20 protein-coding genes are annotated in these 20153 nt (G+C 30.8%); 4 read left to right on the top strand and 16 right to left on the bottom strand.

Features of this window, described 5'->3' with window-relative positions; translation table 11 throughout:
• Positions 1-36: 36 nt before the first annotated feature.
• Positions 37-555, top strand: a complete 519-nt coding sequence (locus QNK89_RS07130) for a CvpA family protein (protein WP_340170331.1) — start codon at positions 37-39, stop codon at positions 553-555.
• A gap of 60 nt (positions 556-615) precedes the next feature.
• Here the strand turns inward: QNK89_RS07130 and QNK89_RS07125 are convergent, their stop codons facing one another.
• From QNK89_RS07125 to QNK89_RS07060, 14 genes are all read right to left on the bottom strand, one after another.
• Positions 616-1245 (bottom strand): carbonic anhydrase family protein, encoded by a 630-nt coding sequence (locus QNK89_RS07125; RefSeq protein WP_340170330.1) that lies wholly within the window; start codon positions 1243-1245, stop codon positions 616-618.
• Between the two features lie 38 nt (positions 1246-1283).
• Entirely contained in the window at positions 1284-3152 is a 1869-nt protein-coding gene (locus tag QNK89_RS07120) for a SulP family inorganic anion transporter (RefSeq protein WP_340170329.1), read from the bottom strand.
• An 80-nt stretch (positions 3153-3232) separates the two neighbouring features.
• A complete protein-coding gene (locus QNK89_RS07115) occupies positions 3233-3904 on the bottom strand; it encodes a DUF2490 domain-containing protein (RefSeq protein ID WP_340170328.1) in 672 nt (223 codons plus the stop codon).
• Entirely contained in the window at positions 3901-4713 is an 813-nt protein-coding gene (locus QNK89_RS07110; RefSeq protein ID WP_340170327.1) for a universal stress protein, read from the bottom strand. The genes QNK89_RS07115 and QNK89_RS07110 overlap by 4 nt, the downstream gene beginning before the upstream one ends.
• A 10-nt stretch (positions 4714-4723) precedes the next feature.
• The gene (locus QNK89_RS07105) at positions 4724-6292 is read right to left on the bottom strand and encodes a SulP family inorganic anion transporter (RefSeq protein WP_340170326.1); all 1569 of its coding nucleotides are present in this window, start codon (positions 6290-6292) and stop codon (positions 4724-4726) included.
• Positions 6293-6379: 87 nt separating this feature from the next.
• Positions 6380-6679, bottom strand: coding sequence for a hypothetical protein (locus tag QNK89_RS07100; protein WP_340170325.1), 300 nt, complete (start codon positions 6677-6679; stop codon positions 6380-6382).
• Positions 6680-6737: 58 nt separating this feature from the next.
• Entirely contained in the window at positions 6738-7493 is a 756-nt protein-coding gene (locus QNK89_RS07095; protein WP_340170324.1) for a tetratricopeptide repeat protein, read from the bottom strand.
• Positions 7494-7535: 42 nt separating this feature from the next.
• Positions 7536-9302, bottom strand: a complete 1767-nt coding sequence (locus tag QNK89_RS07090) for a BatD family protein (RefSeq protein WP_340170323.1) — start codon at positions 9300-9302, stop codon at positions 7536-7538.
• A gap of 43 nt (positions 9303-9345) precedes the next feature.
• Positions 9346-10167 carry an aerotolerance regulator BatC gene (locus tag QNK89_RS07085; protein WP_340170322.1) on the bottom strand — a complete coding sequence of 274 codons (822 nt, stop codon included), beginning with the start codon at positions 10165-10167 and terminating at the stop codon, positions 9346-9348.
• 57 nt (positions 10168-10224) lie between these two features.
• The gene (locus tag QNK89_RS07080) at positions 10225-11259 is read right to left on the bottom strand and encodes a VWA domain-containing protein (RefSeq protein ID WP_340170321.1); all 1035 of its coding nucleotides are present in this window, start codon (positions 11257-11259) and stop codon (positions 10225-10227) included.
• 107 nt (positions 11260-11366) lie between these two features.
• A complete protein-coding gene (locus tag QNK89_RS07075) occupies positions 11367-12371 on the bottom strand; it encodes a VWA domain-containing protein (RefSeq protein ID WP_340170320.1) in 1005 nt (334 codons plus the stop codon).
• Complete coding sequence (locus QNK89_RS07070) at positions 12371-14056, bottom strand: hypothetical protein (protein WP_340170319.1); 1686 nt, start codon at positions 14054-14056, stop codon at positions 12371-12373. The genes QNK89_RS07075 and QNK89_RS07070 overlap by 1 nt, the downstream gene beginning before the upstream one ends.
• An 8-nt stretch (positions 14057-14064) precedes the next feature.
• Entirely contained in the window at positions 14065-14928 is an 864-nt protein-coding gene (locus tag QNK89_RS07065; RefSeq protein ID WP_340170318.1) for a DUF58 domain-containing protein, read from the bottom strand.
• Positions 14929-15011: 83 nt separating this feature from the next.
• Positions 15012-16013 carry a MoxR family ATPase gene (locus tag QNK89_RS07060; protein WP_340170317.1) on the bottom strand — a complete coding sequence of 334 codons (1002 nt, stop codon included), beginning with the start codon at positions 16011-16013 and terminating at the stop codon, positions 15012-15014.
• Positions 16014-16208: 195 nt separating this feature from the next.
• Between QNK89_RS07060 and QNK89_RS07055 the strand changes: the two genes are divergently transcribed.
• Genes QNK89_RS07055 through QNK89_RS07045 form a run of 3 tightly spaced genes read left to right on the top strand, consistent with a single transcriptional unit; the run spans position 16209 to position 18903 of the window.
• Positions 16209-16958, top strand: coding sequence for an SDR family NAD(P)-dependent oxidoreductase (locus QNK89_RS07055; RefSeq protein ID WP_340170316.1), 750 nt, complete (start codon positions 16209-16211; stop codon positions 16956-16958).
• Positions 16959-16965: 7 nt separating this feature from the next.
• Complete coding sequence (locus tag QNK89_RS07050; protein ID WP_340170315.1) at positions 16966-17739, top strand: phosphodiester glycosidase family protein; 774 nt, start codon at positions 16966-16968, stop codon at positions 17737-17739.
• 30 nt (positions 17740-17769) lie between these two features.
• A complete protein-coding gene (locus QNK89_RS07045) occupies positions 17770-18903 on the top strand; it encodes an ATP-binding protein (RefSeq protein WP_340170314.1) in 1134 nt (377 codons plus the stop codon).
• 346 nt (positions 18904-19249) lie between these two features.
• Here the strand turns inward: QNK89_RS07045 and QNK89_RS07040 are convergent, their stop codons facing one another.
• Together QNK89_RS07040 and QNK89_RS07035 are read right to left on the bottom strand one after the other, a co-directional pair.
• On the bottom strand, positions 19250-19543 hold the full coding sequence (locus QNK89_RS07040; protein ID WP_340170313.1) for a hypothetical protein: 294 nt from the start codon (positions 19541-19543) through the stop codon (positions 19250-19252).
• Positions 19544-19562: 19 nt separating this feature from the next.
• Positions 19563-20153: OmpA family protein (locus tag QNK89_RS07035; RefSeq protein ID WP_340170312.1), on the bottom strand; the 591-nt coding region annotated here is incomplete at its 5' end.

The following is a 20153-nucleotide window of genomic DNA, read 5'->3' as shown; positions in this document are numbered from 1 at the left end:
GCAAAGTTAATTTATATTTGTCTAAAATCTATTATTATGGCTGTTATTGATATTGTTTTAGGTGCTTTATTACTATTTGGGCTTGTTCGTGGGTTCATGCAAGGTCTTTTTGTAGAAGTTGCTTCTTTAGTTGCATTAGTTACAGGAGTTTATGGTGCAATACATTTTAGCTATTTTGTTGCAGATTTTATTCAAAGTAGAACAGAATGGGCAGAAAAAACTATAAATATTACTGCATTTGCCATAACCTTTGTGCTTATAATTATAATTATCGCTCTTGCCGGAAAAGCATTAACAAAACTTGCAGATTTTGCTACTCTAGGGATTTTAAATAAGTTGTTAGGTGGTGTTTTTGGAGCTTTAAAAATAGCCGTTATTTTAAGTGTTTTATTAATTGTTTTTAATAAAATGAACGACACTATAACATTTGTAGATGAGGGACATATTGAAGATTCAATACTATACAATCCTGTTAAGTCTATTGCACCAATAATTTTTCCAAATATTATAAAATCTGATAAAGATGAGGAAAAAGAGAGTGAAACAGAATCTTAAAAAAATTCACTAAATAAAAAAGCCACTCGATTGAGTGGCTTTTTTATATCTAGAAAGTTATTAAAGCATTTCTACTTTTCCAGAATGTAAATTATAAACACCTCCAACAATTGAAATCTCGTTATTATCTTCCATTTCTTTTAAGATTGGACTTTTCTCGCGAATACGATTAATGGTTAACTTCACGTTATTCTCAACCGTTTTTGCAACAAAAGCTTTGTTTGATGAATTAGCTTCGCCATCAACTTCTTCTGCACTTTGATGAACTGCCGGTAAAATGTTACTTAACAAATGTGTTATGTTACCTAATTCTACTCCATCACAAGCTGCTTTTACTGCTCCACACGCTTCGTGACCAAGAACTAAAACTAATTTACTTCCTGCTACTTTACAAGAGTATTCTAAGCTTCCCAAAATATCTGTATTTTCGAAATTTCCAGCTACGCGAGATACAAAAATATCACCAATGGCTTGGTCTAAAACTGTTTCAACAGGTACTCGAGAATCTATGCACGATAACACAACTGCTTTTGGAAATTGTCCTCCTGTGGTTTGAGAAACTAATGCAGAATTATCTACTGCTTGAGAGTTACTGCTAACAAATCTTTTGTTTCCTGCTAATAAATCTTGTAAAACACTTTTTGGTGTTAATGTGTCTTGTATTTGTTTTGTTATTGCTATATTTTTCATTTTAATTTTGAAATTTAGTTCCTTTAAAAGGAAAATTATTAATTTTTTATTGTGTCTTTCACATTGGTTTTAACCCATTGTAAACAGGTTTTAAAATCTTTAAAAATATGTTCATTTGGTATAAAATCTGGAATAATATCAATACGCTCCATCATGTAAAGAGGTTGCTTTAAAAGGCCTACAAATAAGACTTCAACATCATTTTTCTTAAGGTCTTGTAACATGTCTTCCATAGCATATAAACCAGATTGATCCATATATTGCATGCGACCTAATCTTAAAATAACAGTTTTTGCTGTTTTGGGAATTTGTTGCGTTAATGCTTGAAAATCGCTTGTCGATCCAAAAAACAAAGGGCCTTTAAGGTGTTTAACAAATACTTCTTCTTTAAGGTTTGAAGGAAAATCACTTTCATCTGCCCAAGCTTCTTCTTTTAAAGATTTGACATCAGAACGTTCAGCTGTTAAATCCCCAATTTTTTTCATAAACATTAATGAAGCAATTACTAAACCAATTCCTACGGCGTAAATTAAATCCCAGAAAGTTGATAATACTAAAACTATAAGCATTATTAATACTTCTGAGCTTAGTTTTAATGGTCCTAATTTAATATCCTTGGGCAAACTTGGAATCGCTTTTAAACCTTTATAATCCATAACTCCAATTCCTACGGTTATTAATATACCTGCTAAAACAGCGGCTGGAATTTGCGAAGCTATACCACTAAATGCTAACATAATTAATAATAGCATTATACCAGCAATCATTCCTGAAAGCTTAGTTTTTCCTCCAGCATTAATATTTACCACTGTTCTAATAGTTGCTCCAGCTCCAGGAATTCCTCCGAAAATTGACGCTATACTATTTCCGATACCTTGTCCTATTAGTTCTTTATTGGGCTTATGCTTGGTTTTAGTCATGTTATCTGCAACGACACTTGTAAGTAATGAATCTATAGCTCCTAACAGCGCAAGTGTTAATGCAGGAAATATATATGGTGTAATACTTCCAAGATTAAAGCTAGTAAACATTTCTAGTCTTGGAATTGGGATACCTCCAGGTATTTCTGAAATTGGTCTATACCCTAAATTAAATCCGTAGGCAATTCCAGATACTACTACCAAAGCCACTAATGTGCTTGGTATTTTTTTTGTAATTCGTTTAAAACCAAAGACAATAAAAATTGTGGCAAGTGCTAAAGCAAGTTCCAACCAATTTATGTTTTTTAAAGCTCTTGGTAGTATTTTCAATACACCTATGGTATTTTTACCTGTTTTTTCGGCAATAGTCTGAGACTCTTTTAAAATTTGTTCTGGCGTAATTGAATTTGCTCTCGTTTGAGTTTCTTTAAAGTTTTCCAAAACTAAAATACCTTCTCCAGCTTCTTCTTTTAAAATATTTTTAAGCATCACTTCTTCGGCTTGAGGCTTAAATGTTTCTACAAATACTGCGTCTTCTTTAGGGTAATAACCAATTGAAGGTAAGATTTGAGTTAGTAATATTATAACTCCAATGGCTGTCATAAAACCAGAAACTACAGGATATGGAATGTATCTTATGTACTTTCCCAGTCCAATCATTCCCAATCCTATTTGAATTAGTCCTGCAAGTAAAAAAACAGTTAGAATAACTGGTAAAGCTTTTTCTACATCACCATCATTTGTAGCTATTATTCCAGCAATTATTACCATACTTACTGCAGTCATTGGTGCAGTGGGTCCAGAAATTTGAGTGCTAGTACCTCCAAAAAGTGCAGCGAAAAAACTAATAAATATAGCTCCATACAAACCACCCTCAGGTCCTAATCCTGATGAAACACCAAATGCTAGTGCTAGTGGTAATGCAACAATTCCAGCGGTAATACCACCAAAGGCATCGCCTTTAATGTTTGAAAATAAATTTTTCATATTTCTGATTTTAACTTTAGCTTCTAGAGTAGTTTTTTCATTTGTACTTTAAAAGTAAATCTTACTCAAAATTTACTTAATTAGAAATTTACAAATGCAATTAAGTTAATTTGATTCCTTCCTGAGTTTTCAAAAAATTGATTCATATAACCAAGCTCTAATCTTAACGCATTAGAAAACTTATAACCTAATCCACCATACACTCGATTTCTATCGAAAACTGATGATTCTGTATTCAAGAAAATCTCATTATACGTAGAAAGATATAAAGGACTCAACTCATCTTCTTTACTTTGAAGTGGGACGTTAAGTCCTAAAAAATATCTAAAACGCATTTTAAAATCATCTTGTACAAAACGTTGCTCGAAACGGTAACGATGACTTAAACCTACTTTACCAATTTTTTGCTTAGTGGTAAACTGTTGAAATATACGATGCTCGTTAACCGAAACTTTTTCATCGGTTTCACCAACATAGTTTTCTGATAAAATATAGCCATAACCTAACAACACATTATTATTGTTTTCTGTTAAGTTATAACCTAAACCAGTTCGTAATAGTAACTGCTCTAAATCGCCAATAGCATCATAATTACGGTATTGAACCTCGTTATGGATATTCCAACCATTATTTAGTTTTTTATTACCAATATAGATTAACCAATTACCTAAATTACTGTCTTGAGCAAAAGAAAATATTGGTAATGTTAATGCTAAAATTAATACTACCAAAGTGGTTTTGTTTTTAATCATATTTCTTCATTTGTAAGCAACATTGAAATATTTAGCTTATTTATTACTTCTTTAACTTCAGGTTTAAGAGCTTTTGAAGCTTTTTTAACTGAATGCACTCCACGATTTAAACAGAATAAATTCACATTGTTTTTAAGTAAATAATTTGAAAGGTTTTTAATAATATTGTCGTTTTTTTCGAAAACAAACTCTACTGTATCATTATCTTTTAAAGTATTATTTGATTCTGAAACAGTTTTATTTTCAATAATCCTAAAAGCCTTTAATGGTTGCTTAGTATGTGATACTAAGTCTTTGGAAAATGCCATATTAAAAGATTCTTTTTCACTATTAAAAACTCCTAAAGACAAATCATACCCTGGTTCTAAAACATTTTTATTACCAGCTATTAAAATAGTGCCTTGGTGTTGCTTTAAAACATAATCGGTAATATTATCACCTACAAATTTTATAGCATTAGGTTTTCTTTTACCTAAAACAATAATATCGGGTTTACTACTTTTTATACGTTTTTCAATTTCGTTTTTTACGTTACCTAATGTAAAATTAGATTTTATATTCAATCCATAGTCTTTATTTATAGGGTTTAATATAGCTGCTATTTGTTTATCAATATCTATATGCTCCTGGTTAATAACACGCATGGCAGATAACTGGCTCTCTGTATCTACAACATCTGTAGGTTTTTTTACATAAAAAAACTCAATATCTGCCTTAATTATTTTGGCAAGGCTTACTGTACTCTTCAATATGTTGTCTGTTGTATCTTTCAAATCAGACAACACCAATATTTTATAATTATTTTTCATAATTTCAATGTTAAGCTGTTCTTGGTCTTAATTTGAAAAACTCAATAAAACTCTCTGGGTTTTCAACAATTCCTCGCTCTGAGACTAACTGAATATCAATATTTCGTTCTTTAGCTTTAAAAGCGAAATCTTCCAAAATTTCGATAATATCATTATCCAAATACCTTGTTTTTCTAACATCTAATTCTAAATAGGTGTCCCTTGGCAAACTATCTAATTCTTTTAAAATAGATCCCTTATTAAAAAACGTTACTTCTTCAGCAAGCGTCATTTTTATTCTATGCTTCCCATTACTCTTGTCTTCGATATTTAAGAAATGAGAGTTTTGGAAACTTTTAACTAAAATAACGACTATTCCAACAGCTAAACCTAGTCCAATTCCCCAAAGAAGATCTATAAACACAATCCCAAAAACCGTAACCGTAAATGGAATAAACTGCTTCCATCCTAGGTCGTACATCTTTTTAAATAATCCTGGTTTTGCTAATTTATAACCTACAATTAAAAGAATTGCTGCTAATACAGATAATGGTATCATATTTAATACCCTTGGTATTAAAATAACAGATATTAATAAGAAAAAACCGTGTATTATTGCTGACATTTTGCTTCTTCCTCCTGATTGAATATTTGCAGAACTTCTAACAATTACTTGAGTAATTGGTAAACCTCCAATCATACCTGAAATAATATTTCCAGTTCCTTGAGCAAATAACTCTCTATTTGTTGGTGTTACATTTTTATTTGGATCAAGTTTATCTGTAGCCTCAACACATAAAAGTGTTTCTAAACTAGCAACAAGTGCTATGGTAAATGCCACAATCCAAACATCTTTGCTTGATATTGCCTTAAAATTTGGAAACCTAAATTGACCTATAAATGAATCTACACTGTCTGGAATAGGTACACTTACTAAGTGAGAACTCTCAATTGCTAGGGCTGAATTCCCTTGTGTTACAACAAAAAATATAATTCCTACAACAACAGCCACTAAAGGACCTTGAACTAAGTTGAAAATCTTTCCTTTTTTAGATAACACCTTATCCCAAAGTAATAAAATAGCTAAACCAACAATTCCAATAATTGTTGAACCTAATTGAATATGATCGAAAACATTTAGTAATTGCGTTATGGTATTTTCTCCATGAACATTAAATAGAGTAAACCCTTTGTCGTAGCCAAAAAAGTGAGGAATTTGTTTTAATATAATAATAATTCCAATACCTGTTAGCATCCCTTTAATTACAGAAGAAGGAAAATAATATCCTATAATTCCTAATTTTAAAACGCCGAATAAAATCTGAATAATTCCTGCTAACACAACAGCTACCAAGAAATTTTGATAACCACCTAAACTACCAATTGCAACAAGTACAATAGCAGCTAATCCTGCAGCTGGTCCACTAACTCCAATTTTAGAGCCACTTAAAGCTCCAACAACAACACCTCCAATAATTCCTGCAATTAATCCCGAAAATAATGGCGCTCCACTGGCCAATGCAATACCTAAACATAAAGGTAAAGCAACAAAAAACACGACTATACTCGCTGGTAAGTCATTTTTTAAAGTTTTAAACATATATAAATTGATTTTTACTATTGAAAAATCAATAGTAAGTTTTTTAATAATTTTTGATTAGACTTAGTGTCCGTTTTTAAAAAATTATTAAATGAATTCGGGTGGTGGAGATATTAAATTTAAGTGTGGATTTGCGTACTTTTTATAAGTATAGCTTTGGCTTTCTTCTCTTTTAGAATAAAATAAGTCCTCAGATTCTAAAAGATTTTCAACTACAAAAACTTCTAGTTCTTTATTCTTCTCTTTTCCTTTTTCCTCCTCTTCCTCAGAAGCATCTAATAAATAAGAAATATCAATTGTATCATCTACATATAGCAATACAGAAGGTGCTATTATGGTAGCTATAAAAAACACTGTAAAGAAAACTGATAGATAACGTTTTAACATTTGCTATAATTGAAAGGCAAATATAATATATAATTGAGGTTATAGTGTTAAAGAAAATCTAAAAAATGTTCAACAGTTTTATATCATTACTAGAAATCCAGCCTGTTTTACCATCTGCAAGTTTAATTTTTTTCCAACTATTAATAGTATCTAAAACCTGTACTTTAGTACCTTCATGTAGCATAAATGCTTCATCACTGCGTAAGTTAGGTTCGATCTTTACTTGAGATTCTTGAGCAAATACTATAGCTGGTTTCAGTTTTTTTACACCACTGTAATTATAGAATGTGATTGCTAACGCTATACATGCAAAAACAATAGAAAAAACACTACTTACAAAGTAAAAACGTTTTTTACCTGTAGCATGAGTAAAATAATAGAATAAATAAAATAGAACAAAAAACACGACTAGAACAACGGCTATTTTTGACCAAGTGTTAAAAGAAAAGCTGTTTGTAACTTTATTTACAAACCTAATTAAACCTACTTCTGGTAAGTTTTCTATGGCATCTATTCTCATATTATTAGCAAAAGCCATATTATTTTTAATGTCTTTATCTTTAGGTTTTAATGCTAAAGCTTTTTCATAATAATAAATAGAAGGAGCAATGTGATTAAGCTTATAATGTGCATTTGCAATATTAAAATAAAGTGCTGCAGAATGCTTATCTGTATTTAATATTACTTCATATCTATCTATTGCTTCAGCAAATTCACCTTCGTTATAGAGCGCATTTGCTTGATCAAAAACTTTTTCATTTTGAGCTGTAAGGCTTCCAAAGAAAAATAATAATATGTATAAAATGTTTTTCATCTTTATTTCTATGGATTCTTGACTAAACAAGAATTACAAAAGTTATCTTATTTGTTTGTCTATTAAATTAATGGTGCTAGCAGCCTTGTCATAATCTTGTTGCATAGTAACGGTTGTAATTGGTGTATATCTTGCCATTTCACAATTCTCTAATATGCTTTCAAAGTCTTCAACTGTTCCTTCATTTACTTGTCTATCTAGTAATAATACTTTTATTTTATCTTTACTTAAATCGCTAGTTTCAATATTTAACTTTGCTTTTAAATAGTTATGTAGTGCTTTTTCTAATGCTACATAAAATGCTTCTTTCTGCCCTAAGCTTTTTTTAGCTACTCCTAAATATTTTTTAGCTAATCTATCTGCTTTTCTTAATCTATTTCCAACAAGATCTCCTGCTCGTTGGTCTCTTTTTCTACGGAAAACAATTGCTAATGGAATTGCTAATAATGGCGATAACAAACTTGCCCAAAATGCTTTAGAATTAAAGAATGATTGTTCGTTTTTAGAACTAAAATTTGGTTTTGTTTTTATAAATGCAAATTGATTGTTGTTTAGTGTTACAGGTTGTTTTTCTGTTCCTTCTGTTATTAAATTATTATCTGATGCTCCATAAACAGGACCTTCAAGAACATTAATTATGGTTTGGTTGGAAGAAATACGCTTATAGGTTTCGGTTTTTAAATCGAAATAAGAAAAAGATATGGTAGGTATTGAGTATTTACCTTTGTATTGAGGTACAATAGTATAATTGTCTGAAATTTCACCTTGCATACCATTTAAATTTGTACGAACATTTTCATTATGTTCTGGCTCATAAACTTCTAGAGAGTTTGGTAATGTTAATTTTGGTAATGTTAGTAGTTTTAAATTTCCATTCCCAGAGACTGTTACTTTTGCCTGCATAGATTCGTTCGCATTAAGCTCACTTTTAGAGGTGCTTAAATTAAATTTAAAATCTCCTACTGCACCAGAAAAATCTGATGGCTTACCTAATTCTGGTAGTGGTTTTACATTAATATTTCGCTTTCCTGCAACTACAGGAACATTTACCTTACTCATTAATCTTTGCCCAAAAATATCACGTCTTTGGGTTGGTATAGTCGCTGTAACGTCTAGTTTTAATGGTTCTATTGTTAATTTACCTGTTTTTTGAGGGTACAAAACAGTTCTTCGCAATACCACATATTGATAATCTTCTCCTTTATATTTTCCTTTTTCTATTTTTAATCCTTTAGGATTAATATTTTGACTCCAAAAATCGTCGTACTCTGGATCATCTGTTTCTCGCCAATTATCTACTCCTGTATTTCGTGCTACATATAATTTATAAACTACAGTTATGGCTTCGTTTAAATATGGATTTACATTAGAAACCTCTGCTACCAAATGAATATTATCACTAGCAATAGCGCTGTTTGGATCTTTTGGTTTTTGTATTTCTTTGGTAACAGTAATTGCAATTGTATTGGTTTTATAGGTCTGTTTATCTATTTCTATACTAGCAGAACCTATTATTAAACTTCCCATACGAGTTGGTGCTAAAAAATAGCTAAAAGTCTTCTCGAATGAACGTTTTCCATTTATCCAAGAATTACTGACAGATTGGTTTGGGCCTCCTACCACATTAAAACCATCGAAACTTGGTGGCTTAAAATTATCTCCATCTTTATCCATAGAAAAGTCTACACGCAAACGCTCGTTCAAGCCTAAAGTTTTTTTACTTACCCTAGTTTGGAATTGTACTTGCGATCCTACTATACTTGTTGTGAGTATAATTAATAGAATTGCTATGTGCTTTAAGTGTTTCATTATCTAATGGCTTTCGTATCTATTACGAAATAACAAAATAGTTTTACCAATCTTTTTCGGTTTGAATTTTAGCGCCTTTTGCTTTTTCTGCATTTATTTTCTCTTGCACTTTTTGCTCTTGGTTATCCATTGCTTCTAGGAGGTTTTTTATTTGCTGAGGCGATAGTTTTCCTGGTTGTTGCTGTGGTTTTTGTTGCTCCTTTTTCTCGTCGTCTCCCTTTCCATCCTTATCTTTTTTTTTATCTGGCTTACCTTCATCTTCTTTATCGTCGCCTTCTCTTTTGTCCTTATCGCCTTTATCTTTACTATCTTCTTTATTGTCTCCTTCGTCTTTCTGGTCTTTGTCTTTTTTGTCTTCTTTATCCTCTTTATTATCATCACCATCTTCTTGTGGTGGATCTTCTTTTTTTGCACATTCTTTTGCTAGCACATAATTATAACGTGTTTCTTCGTCTAACGGATTATTTCTAAGTGCATTTTTAAATGCTTCTGAAGCTTCTCTGCATTTTTTTTCTTGCATTAATATATTTCCTATATTATGGAATGCTCTATGCTTTTCTAATTTATCTGTTGCATTTTTAGCTGCTTGTTGATTACGGTATAATGCCTCATCAAAATTGCCGTTTTTATAATATGAATGTCCTAAATTATAAGTTCCTGCAACACTTGTTGGTTTTTTAGAAATAGCTTTTCTATACTCCATCTCTGCAGAAACAAAGGCATCGTTACTAGCTAAATCATTTGCTTCACTTATTAAATTATTAGTTTTTTGATTTAATATTTTTAACTGCTTTTCTGTCTCCTCTTGTTGTGCAAAAGAGAAAGATACTGCAAATATTAATATGTAAATTATATGTTTTTTCATTGTTAATTATGAACTCATAAATATATGAAAGCCTTGATTTAGTAGGTGTTAAGGATTTTATAAATTCTCGTTAAAAAGATTTAGCTTTTTTAACCAAGCTGTTTTTCGTTCTAACAGAAAAATATCTATAAATAAAAGTAAAATTCCTAGGCCTAAAAACCATTGAAATTGAGATTCGTAAGCAACAAATTGTTTGCTTTCAAATTCCGTTTTATCCATTTTATTTAAAATATCTCTTATCTCTTCGACTACTTTATCTGTACTATTTCCGTTTATATAAACTCCATTAGCTTCTTTTGCAATATCTTTAAGAGTCTCTTTATTTAATTTTGTAATAACGGTTTCGCCTTGTCTGTCTTTTTTATAATTTAAAATTACTCCATTTCTTTTTAAAGGAATTGGACCTCCTTTTACATCTCCTACACCAATTGTAAAAATTCTTATACCTGCTTCTCCTGCTTCTTCAGCGACACTTGCTGCAGCTTCACTATGGTCTTCTCCATCGCTAATTATAACCAATACACGATTGGTTTGCTGGTCGTCATCATAATATGTTTTTGCTAGTTCTATAGCTTCGTTAATTGCTGTTCCTTGAGAAGACATCATGTCTGTATTCATATTATTAAGAAACATTTTTGCAGAACTATAATCTGTTGTTATAGGTAATTGCGGGAATGCCTTACCTGCGTATGCAATAATACCTATACGATCACTTGCTAAACTATTAATAATTTGAGTAACTAATTGCTTCGATTTTTCTAATCTGTTTGGTGCAATGTCCTCGGCAAGCATACTTTTTGAAACATCTACTGCAAACACAATATCTACTCCTTCGCGTTTAACCGTTTCTAATTTTGAACCAATTTTAGGGTTTACTAAAGCCATTATTAAACTGGCAAAAGCTAAACATAATACTACGATTTTTAACACCGATTTAAATAAAGATCTATTAGGGGTCAATCGTTTTAAAATGTCCTGATTTGCAAATTTATTTTGTGTTTTACGTTTCCAAATTTGAAGCGCTAAAAACAACACCAATATTATTGGTATAACTAGCAATGCCCAAAACCATATTTTTTCTTCTAATTGCATTTATTATTCAGTATTCAGTCGCAGTTTAGCTACTTATTTGCGAATGTGTTTTTATTAGTTAACACTTAAACAACATTAAGTGTGACATCTCTTTATCTTTTTAAATTCTATACAAAACTCCTAAAAACGGTAATTCTCAACAGCAACTCAAACAACAACAAAATTCCTGCTACCCAAACAAACCATCTAAATTTCTCTTCGTAATTATAAAATTTAAACTCTTCTATTTCTGTTTTTTCAAGCTTATTAATCTCGTCGTATATTTCAGCTAATTTTTTATTGTTAGTTGCTCTAAAATATTTTCCTCCTGTTACTTCTGCTATTTCTTTAAGTAATTCTTCGTCTATTTCTACCTTAACTCTACCGTATTGAAATTGCCCATTTTGCTTATAAGATATTGGAGACAAAGCCATACCATTTGTTCCTAAACCAATGGTATAAGTTTTTATACCAAACTCTAGTGCTAGTTCACTCGCAATTTTTGGGTTCATAGAACCAGAATTATTAACACCATCTGTTAGCAAGATAATAACTTTACTTTTTGCTTTACTGTCTTTTAAACGGTTTACAGAGGTGCCTAAGCCCATACCAATAGCTGTTCCTCCCTCTATTATTTTATTAAATTTAATTTCGTTTAAGGATTGTAATACAATGTTTTTATCGCTTGTTATTGGTGTTTTTGTATAACTTTCTCCTGCGTATTCTACAATTCCAATACGATCGTTTGGTCTTCCTTTAATAAAATCTGCAGCAACTTTTTTTAAGGCTTGCAGCCTGTTTGGTTTTAAATCTTTAGCAAGCATACTTGCTGAAACATCTATTGCCATAACTATATCTATACCTCTTGTAGTTTTTGTTTTTGTGGATACATCTACCGTTCTTGGTCTGGCTAATGCAATAATTAAAAAGGTAAGTGCCACTAATCTTACAGCAAAAAGGAAGTGCTTAAATTTTGGTAACCATGAACTGGTAATCTTAAATCCTTTTAAACTTGAGATTTTTAATTGAGCATTTTGCTGTTTATATTTAAAATAATACCACACCAAAGCCAGTGGAAGCAATAATAGCAACCAGAAAAATTCTTTGTTTAAAAATTCTATGCCTTCAAACATTATTCAGTTTTTGGATTTAGTTCTATTGAATTTAAAATGCGTTCTACAATTTCATCTGCATATTCATCGTCTTGTGGAGAAATAACTATTATTTGCTGTAATACATTTTCTGCAGTAAATAGTAGAAAATTAAATTTAGCAGACCTTAATTTATCGCTTCCTATGGATGGAATATTCATGGTGCCATAAGATTTTAAACCTTCTGCTCCATTTGGTGTTTGAAATTTCTCTTTTAATGCAACAATGTTTTTGGCTCCTTTAGCTTCTATACCTTGTATGCCTTTTTCTGATAGTTCTGCTAAATCTATCTCTGGCGCTTTTTCTTGTTGTTGCGAATCAGGATTTTGGTTCTGGTTTTGAAACTGTATTGTATTTAATGTTATATTAAAAACGTCTAACATTGTTCCATAAGAAAAGCTGCTAGATTTTGGCTCATTCTCTTGTTCTTGAGCTATTGGTATTTCTATACGCTTTAAAACCTTTGGTGTTGAAATTATAATTGGAGGAAAACCATAATCGCTTGTTACCCATTCTCCTTCTAAAAGTTCTTTACTCTCATGACCAAGAATAGTGTCTTTTACGTAACTAAAACCATATTTATAACCAAAACCTGCTAGTGTTCCTACTAATAAAAAGGCAACTATACCAATGGTTAAAATTACTTTTATGGTTTTCTTTCTTCGTTCTTGCTCTTCTTTATATTGTTTATCTAGAAGTTTCTCTTCTTCTGTTGGTTCTGGTAGTGCTTCTTTAACATGATCAATCTCTAAGTCTACAGTATTTCTATCTATTTCAGCTAAAGCAACATCTGGAGTCCCTTTTGCAAATTTTACTAAATCTGCTCGCTTTAATATAGTTTCAATATTTCTAATATCGTCTTTACTTAGTTCTATTTGATTTCCATCTTTTAACAAGTTTAATCTAGAAACTAACTCGTCTGTTGTACTTTCTAAAGCACGATCGTATACTTTTTCGTCTAAATATTTTCGAATAATAAAAGTTAAGTCTGAATAGTAGCCTTTTAGGTTTTGGTTTTGAAGGTAATTACTTTCGTCTAGTTGTTTTAAAGCCAACTTAGCGCGATCGTAAGGCGGCAATAGTGCTATTTCTTCTTCTTTAGTTAATGGTTTTACTCTCAAAATAAACCACCATAATAGGAAAGCAACCAAAGCGATTGCTAGTAAGATTAAAAATAAATATTTCCACCAATTCCCTATACTTTTGTCAACTTTTATTATTGGTTTAATATCGTATAAGCCTTGTTTTGTGGTGTCTACAACAACCTGTCTTATCTCAACTCTTAAAGAATCTGTATAAAATTCTTTAGCGCCAATTAATACTTTTTGTTTTGGTATGGTATAAGCTCCAGAATCGAATTGTGTTAATCCGTATTTTTTAATAAGGTTGTATCTGTCGTTTTTTTTGGTTGTATCTATTGTATAAGATTCTATCATTTCCATAGGTGAAAATGTTTGACCTTCAGGAAAAATAACTAAAGAAGTTGTGTCTGTATCAACTTCAATTTTATAAGTTACTTGTGCTCCTATTTTAATTGAGGTAGAATCTATATTTACTTTGACTTGACCAAATGACAATAGAGAAAAAAGAGCAAAGAAAAAAGACAGAACTATTGTAGTATTCTGTTTTTTATAAACATTCGCTATTTGTAATTTGTAATTCATCATTCGCTTAATTATCTTCTTTTAAAGTAGCCTAATAATTTTTTCACATAGCTTTCATCTACTCGACAATCTATTGTTCCTGCTCCGGATTTTGCAAAACTATCTTTATAGTAAGCGACTTTTTCATTGTAAAAATTACTATAATTTTGTCGTACTTTTTTTGACGTTGTATTAACCAACATTAATTCTCCAGATTCTTGATCCTGCATTTGTACAATACCAAGATTAGGAATGGTTTCTTCGCTTTTATCGTAAACTCTAATACCAGTTACATCATGCTTTCCTGCAGCAATTTTAAGTGTTTGCTTATAATCGTCTACAATAAAATCGCTCAAAACAAAAACAATCGCTTTTTTCTTCATGACGTTTCGCATAAATTTTAAAGCTTCTGCAATATTTGTGCCTTTACTTTTAGGTTTTAACTCTATTAATTCTCGAATAATACGCAATACGTGAGAACGTCCTTTTTTGGGAGGAATGTATAATTCTATTTCATCTGAAAATAAAATTAATCCTATTTTATCGTTATTTTGTTTTGCTGAAAAAGCTAGTGTTGCTGAAATTTCTGTTATTATTTCATTTTTAAATTGTTGGTCTGTACCAAACAGCTCTGAACCTGAAATATCTACCATTAAAAGCATTGTTAACTCACGTTCTTCTTCAAAAACTTTAACATGAGGTTGGTTTGTTCTAGCGGTTACATTCCAATCTATATTTCTTACGTCATCACCAAATTGGTACTGGCGAACTTCAGAAAAAGTCATCCCTCGTCCTTTAAAGGTCGAATGGTATTCGCCTCCAAAAATATGATCAGACAAGCGTCGTGTCTTAATCTCGATTTTACGTACTTTTTTTAGTAATTCTTTGGTATCCATTTCTACATTGAGCAATTAACATTAAACAATTTTCAGAAAGTTAATATTAAATTATTTATTGATTTCTGATAAATGATAATTGTCTATGGTACCTCGACCACATTTACAATTTTATTAATAATGTCTTCGCTTGTTATGTTCTCTGCTTCGGCCTCATAAGTAATGCCTATTCTATGTCTTAAAACATCGTGAACTACAGCTCTAACATCTTCTGGAATTACATAACCACGACGTCTAATAAAAGCATAACATTTTGCTGCTGTTGCTAAGTTAATACTTCCACGAGGCGAAGCACCAAAAGAAATTAATGGTTTTAATTCTTCTAGTTTATATTGTTCTGGGTAACGTGTAGCAAAAACAATATCTAAAATATATTTTTCTATTTTATCATCCATATATACCTCACGAACTACTTCTTGTGCTTTTAAGATTTGAGCCACAGAAACTACTGGATTTACTTTATCCCAAGAACCTTTTAAATTAGCTCTCATAATTAACTGCTCGTCATCCTTTTTAGGGTAATCGATAACCGTTTTAAGCATAAATCTATCTACTTGCGCTTCTGGTAATGGATATGTTCCTTCTTGTTCTACAGGATTCATTGTTGCCATTACTAAAAATGGCTTATCTAAAATAAACGTCTCGTCTCCAATAGTTACTTGCTTTTCTTGCATCGCTTCTAATAAAGCAGATTGTACTTTCGCTGGTGCTCTATTAATCTCATCGGCAAGTACAAAGTTTGCGAAAATGGGTCCTTTTTTAATAGTGAAATCATTTTCTTTCATATTAAAAATTAGAGTACCTACTACATCTGCAGGCAATAAATCTGGAGTAAATTGTATACGACTAAAACTACCATCAATCGCTTTAGATAGCGTGTTAATAGCTAATGTTTTTGCCAAACCAGGAACACCTTCTAGTAAAATATGTCCTTGACCTAAAAGACCAATTAGTAAACGCTCAATCATGTGTTTCTGACCAACGATTACTTTGTTCATTTCATAGGTTAGTAAATCGACAAAAGCACTTTCTTTTTCAATTTTTTCGTTAATTGACTTAATCTCAATTGCACCTGTTTCTTCCATCTTTTTTATAAATTTTAGTATCGATTGTAATATTTGGTAATTTAGAAAGTGCAAAATGTTAATTTTTTCGATACAATCGTGTTAATAATTGGTTAAAAAAATCAATAAACAAAAGGCTCTAACCATTTTTTGTTTTCTATTTTTAAGTCTGATAAAACTAATTAAAAAATAGTCTCGTTTAGTTGAGAAATAAATATGAAAAGAACAGCGTTAATTACTGGATCAACAAGTGGAATTGGAAGAGCAACTGCTCACGAGTTTGCTAAACATGGAATAAGACTAATAATTTGTGGTAGGCGTCAAGACCGCTTAGAAACTATACAAAAGGCATTAAGTAAACATACCGAAGTACATATTTTAAATTTTGATGTTCGTGATAGAAAAGCTGTTTTTTCTGCTATAGAATCGCTTCCTGAAACTTTTAAAGAAATAAACATATTAGTTAACAATGCAGGAAATGCTCATGGCCTAGACCCAATACACGAAGGTAATTTAGACGATTGGGATGCTATGATGGATATAAACGTAAAAGGACTACTATATGTTAGTAAAGCTGTGATACAACAAATGACAGAACGCAACTCTGGGCATATTATAAACATTGGCTCCTCTGCAGGAAAGGAAGTCTACCCAAAAGGCAATGTCTATTGCGCTAGTAAACATGCTGTTGTTGCAGTTACAGAAGGTATGCGTATGGATTTAAATCCTTATGGAATAAAAGTAGCTGCTATTAATCCTGGTTTGGTAGAAACCGAATTTTCTCAAGTGCGGTTTAAAGGAGAAACACTAGCAGATAATGTCTATAAAGGTTACAAAGCGCTGCAACCAGAAGATGTTGCAGATGTTATTTACTTTGCAATTTCTAGACCAAAACATGTTAATATAGCAGATGTGTTGATGTTTTGTACTGCTCAGGCGAGTAGTACTATTGTTAAGAAGGGATAGAGTTATTATGAGATTAAAAAGCTACATATTAGTTTTAATTAGTTGTGTTATACTATTTTCCTGCAAATCGGAAAACGAGAATGCTGTTGCTATTTGTAATACTAAAAATATAATTCAACCTCCTGAAGACACTACAATTATTAGCTACATAATAAATCCCAAAAAACAAACTTTAAAATTCTACTGGAAAAACAAACACGATTCTTTAATTAAAACCTTTAAAAATCTTAAAACAGAAGTTGAAAACAATAATGAAAAATTAATTTTTGCAGTAAATGGAGGTATGTTTAAAAAACATTTTTCGCCTCAAGATTTATATATTGAAAAAGGTAAAATACTTTCTAAATTAGATACCATTCAAAATGGTTTTGGTAACTTCTATTTGCAACCTAACGGAGTGTTTTCTATAACAGAAAAAGCCGTTTCTTCTATTACTACAACACAAAATTTCATGTCCACTAGTAATAATTATTACGCAACACAATCTGGGCCAATGTTAGTTATTGATGGAGAATTAAACCCAAAATTTAATAAAGGTTCTTCTAATTTAAATATAAGAAACGGAGTTGGTGTTTTGCCAAATGGAGATCTTTTGTTTGCTATGTCTAAAAAGGAAATTAATTTTCACGACTTCGCTACTTTTTTTAAAAATAACGATTGTGAGAGTGCACTATATTTAGATGGTTTTGTCTCTAAAACCTATTTACCTTCAAAACATTGGGAACAATTAGAAGGTGAATTTGGTGTTATAATTGCCGAAATAAAGCCTAAAGAAAACTAAAACAGATGCCTTCTTTAACAGTAAAAGAACATGATTAACAAACGTCTTTTAATTAAAAACTTACTAGCTCACAACGATGAGAATAGTTTTTATGACAAAAAACGAAAAATAGACATAAGTCAAAAAGAAGGTAAAGCTAAATTTTTAAAGCATGTTTGCGCCTTGTCTAACAGTAATCCTAAAAATAATTCTTTTATTGTTATTGGTGTTGAAGATGAAGACAATAGTATTCTTGGTGTCGATTTTTTTGACGATTCAAAAATTCAAAACATTATTAATGCATATCTAAACAATCCACCAATTGTGCAATACGAAAATATTTCTTTTCCACATTTGCCAAATGATAAGGTTGTTGGTTTAGTAACAATTCGAGCTATTGAAGGCTTAACATCTTTAAGAAAAAACATCTGGAAATATTATGGTGGTGCTGTCTTTTTTAGAGATGGAAGCATAAGCATGCCTAAGGTATTTAAAAGTGATATTAAAGACGTAAACTCTAAAATTGTTGCAGCTATAGAAAACCATTCTCATAACAATATAGAATATACACTTGATGGTGTTTTCGATTTTATGGCTAAGCGTAACGATTATAATCCGCAATATAAAGTCTTTAAAGAATATTTTGTTGTGTGTTGGGCTGGGCAAAAAAAAGAAGTAAAAGACGAAGTGTTTTACTCTAGAGTAGATATAGAACTTATTAATGAGCAGGTTCGTTTATTTTATTCGGCTCTTGATGAAGTTTCTATTTCTTTTGATGCAGATCGTTTTAAAATTGTAGAATATGTTTCGTTAGGGCTTCAAGAAAATTATAAATATTATCCATTAGAGGAAACCGTAATTCTGTTTCACAATAATGCAAACTATAGTATAGAGAGCACCTTAGTGTTTCAATCTCCTAAATTCGATAAAAAAATATTGCATCATATTTATAATACTAATAATGCTTTATTAGACTATTTAAAAAAAGGAAGAAAGCTTACACAAACACAAGAAAATGATTTAACAAATTTGCCTGCAACTTATTTAATTTGTTACCTAAACGGCTTTACTGAAGCGATAGAAAAACTTAATGAGGCTAAACCTTTTTTAAAAATTTTTAATGACAAGATCTATAGTAATTATAAGGAATCTCTAAGAATTTTACGTAAAGTAAAATATAACTAATCCATAAAAAAAGCCGTTTCTGTAAAATATTATAAAAACAGCTATTCTTTATTTAAAGAGTGTGTTGGTTATTTTCCACCATCTAAGGAGTCTTGCCAGTCTTTTAGTTTTTGCCACTGTTCAGAAGCAGCCAATTTAGCCTCTTTTGGCCAAGTACCTGGCTTATGTATCTCGAAACGTTTACCTCCACTTTTTAATACTTCTTGGCACTTATCTAAAGAACAATCTGCTAATGCTGCCCAAGTAGTAACTTCGTGATTGTGAAATAATTCTTTAATTTTTGGGCCAATACCTTCTACTACAGTTAAATCGTTTTCTTTAATGTTCTTTCCAAAAATAGATTTTGCTAGAGTTTATCAAAAGTTACAATAGCAGTACCAACAGCTAAACTTGCTACCTCTGGTTCAGATATAGAAGAATTTCCTCCAGAAAATGTAGATTTTTTATTTACTTTACAGGCCTTTAAGTCTGCTTCTAATTTAGAAATTCTATTCTTGTAAACATCAACATTCGCTGTTGTGTTATTGTCATTTTTATTACTACCTAAAAGTCTAACTAATAAGTAACCTAAAATCCCACAAATAGCACCAACTAATAATGGTATCAACCAGCATGGTATGTTTAATAATAATAAAGTCATAATTATAAATTTTTAATTGTTAGTTTAATATTACTACTACTCTTCTGTTTTTTGCTTTACCTTCTTCGCTAGTGTTATCGGCAATTGGCTCGTCTGGCCCTTTAGAAGAACTGTTTATTTTACTAGAAGAAATGCCGTTACTTACTAAGTAATTTTTAGCAAATTCTGCTCTATCTAGACCTAATCTTATGTTGGTTTCTCGTTTTCCTGTATTATCTGAATGCCCTATAGGTTTTATTGAAGCACCTTCAGTTTTATCTAAATATCTAACCATATTTGCAACTTTTAGTCGTTGTAAATCATTAAGATTAATGGTTGCAGATGCTGTATCAAAATACAATATTAGAGGATTGAAAATAATTTCATCATGAAGTACTTTTAACTCATCTGTCTCACTAGTATCATTAACATCTCTTGTGTTTATAGAGTAGTTTAATGGTCCATAATATGTACTTGAAGCATCTGGAATTAAAGTATTATCTAATTTTCCAGTTGTATTTATCATTTTAGAAGAAATACCATGAGAAACAAAGTAGTTTTTAACTGCATTTGCTCTAGCTAGTCCAAGGTTAGGAAAAGCTGACGTATTATTTTCATTACTAGTATAGTG

The organism is Lacinutrix sp., assembly GCF_037625555.1.
Taxonomy (GTDB): domain Bacteria; phylum Bacteroidota; class Bacteroidia; order Flavobacteriales; family Flavobacteriaceae; genus Lacinutrix.
Note: the sequence above shows the minus strand (reverse complement) of the source record. Positions and strands in the feature narration are given on the sequence as shown.

Bases quoted from the DNA above. Each gene is read 5' to 3' on its own strand.
- QNK89_RS07130 (WP_340170331.1), top strand. From the start codon at position 37: ATGGCTGTTATTGATATTGTTTTAGGTGCTTTATTACTATTTGGGCTT.
- QNK89_RS07125 (WP_340170330.1), bottom strand. From the start codon at position 1,245: ATGAAAAATATAGCAATAACAAAACAAATACAAGACACATTAACACCA.
- QNK89_RS07120 (WP_340170329.1), bottom strand. From the start codon at position 3,152: ATGAAAAATTTATTTTCAAACATTAAAGGCGATGCCTTTGGTGGTATT.
- QNK89_RS07115 (WP_340170328.1), bottom strand. From the start codon at position 3,904: ATGATTAAAAACAAAACCACTTTGGTAGTATTAATTTTAGCATTAACA.
- QNK89_RS07110 (WP_340170327.1), bottom strand. From the start codon at position 4,713: ATGAAAAATAATTATAAAATATTGGTGTTGTCTGATTTGAAAGATACA.
- QNK89_RS07105 (WP_340170326.1), bottom strand. From the start codon at position 6,292: ATGTTTAAAACTTTAAAAAATGACTTACCAGCGAGTATAGTCGTGTTT.
- QNK89_RS07100 (WP_340170325.1), bottom strand. From the start codon at position 6,679: ATGTTAAAACGTTATCTATCAGTTTTCTTTACAGTGTTTTTTATAGCT.
- QNK89_RS07095 (WP_340170324.1), bottom strand. From the start codon at position 7,493: ATGAAAAACATTTTATACATATTATTATTTTTCTTTGGAAGCCTTACA.
- QNK89_RS07090 (WP_340170323.1), bottom strand. From the start codon at position 9,302: ATGAAACACTTAAAGCACATAGCAATTCTATTAATTATACTCACAACA.
- QNK89_RS07085 (WP_340170322.1), bottom strand. From the start codon at position 10,167: ATGAAAAAACATATAATTTACATATTAATATTTGCAGTATCTTTCTCT.
- QNK89_RS07080 (WP_340170321.1), bottom strand. From the start codon at position 11,259: ATGCAATTAGAAGAAAAAATATGGTTTTGGGCATTGCTAGTTATACCA.
- QNK89_RS07075 (WP_340170320.1), bottom strand. From the start codon at position 12,371: ATGTTTGAAGGCATAGAATTTTTAAACAAAGAATTTTTCTGGTTGCTA.
- QNK89_RS07070 (WP_340170319.1), bottom strand. From the start codon at position 14,056: ATGATGAATTACAAATTACAAATAGCGAATGTTTATAAAAAACAGAAT.
- QNK89_RS07065 (WP_340170318.1), bottom strand. From the start codon at position 14,928: ATGGATACCAAAGAATTACTAAAAAAAGTACGTAAAATCGAGATTAAG.
- QNK89_RS07060 (WP_340170317.1), bottom strand. From the start codon at position 16,013: ATGGAAGAAACAGGTGCAATTGAGATTAAGTCAATTAACGAAAAAATT.
- QNK89_RS07055 (WP_340170316.1), top strand. From the start codon at position 16,209: ATGAAAAGAACAGCGTTAATTACTGGATCAACAAGTGGAATTGGAAGA.
- QNK89_RS07050 (WP_340170315.1), top strand. From the start codon at position 16,966: ATGAGATTAAAAAGCTACATATTAGTTTTAATTAGTTGTGTTATACTA.
- QNK89_RS07045 (WP_340170314.1), top strand. From the start codon at position 17,770: ATGATTAACAAACGTCTTTTAATTAAAAACTTACTAGCTCACAACGAT.
- QNK89_RS07040 (WP_340170313.1), bottom strand. From the start codon at position 19,543: ATGACTTTATTATTATTAAACATACCATGCTGGTTGATACCATTATTA.